1 rRNA gene is annotated in these 847 nt (G+C 59.4%); it reads right to left on the reverse strand.

The window, feature by feature from the left end:
• Positions 1-90 precede the first annotated feature (90 nt).
• Positions 91-847: ribosomal RNA gene (locus RH858_RS16740) — 23S ribosomal RNA — on the reverse strand; the annotation flags it as partial.

Genomic DNA, 847 nt, shown 5'->3' on the forward strand with positions numbered 1-847 from the left:
CGTCTCCCCACCTGGATCGGTTATACTTCTGCCTGTGTGTCCGTGCAATCCAGCTTCCGCCTGAACCCGCCTTCCGGCGTGGCCGTCTACGATGACTGTGGCTCGGTCTGTTAGTTCTCGTGGGCTAAAACGCCTCGTTCCCTCGGCGCGTACACCCCGAGTCTATCTAACTCGTCTTCTACGAGCGACCTCTACGGTACCTCTTTTGCGTGTGGGTTTCGAGCTTAGATGCGTTCAGCTCTTACCCCGTGTCGCGTAGCTACCCGGCATCTGCCCTTCCGGACAACCGGTACACCAGTGGCGACCACTCGCAGTTCCTCTCGTACTATGCGAGCGTTCACGGCAGGTACCTCACACCCCCAATAGATAGCAGCCGACCTGTCTCACGACGGTCTAAACCCAGCTCACGACCTCCTTTAATAGGCGAACAACCTCACCCTTGCCCGCTTCTGCACGGGCAGGATGGAGGGAACCGACATCGAGGTAGCAAGCCACTCGGTCGATATGTGCTCTTGCGAGTGACGACTCTGTTATCCCTAAGGTAGCTTTTCTGTCGTACCCCGGGCCCATTGAGGGCCCTGGACCGTTCGCTAAACCACGCTCTCGCGTCAGCGTCCCGTGTTAGGAAGGACACTGTCAGGCCACCTTCTGCTCTTGCGCTCTTCTCCGGGGCTCTGACCCGGATGAGGTGACCATCGGGCGCGCTCGATATCTTTTCGAGCACGTACCGCCCCAGTCAAACTGCCCGGCTACCGGTGTTCTCCTCCCGGAGTGAGGGTCGCAGTCACTGACGGGTAGTATTTCACTACTGCCTCGGCGACGTGCTGGCGCACGCACCTGTGTACCG

It is taken from the genome of Halalkaliarchaeum sp. AArc-GB, from assembly GCF_031432225.1.
GTDB lineage: Archaea > Halobacteriota > Halobacteria > Halobacteriales > Haloferacaceae > Halalkaliarchaeum.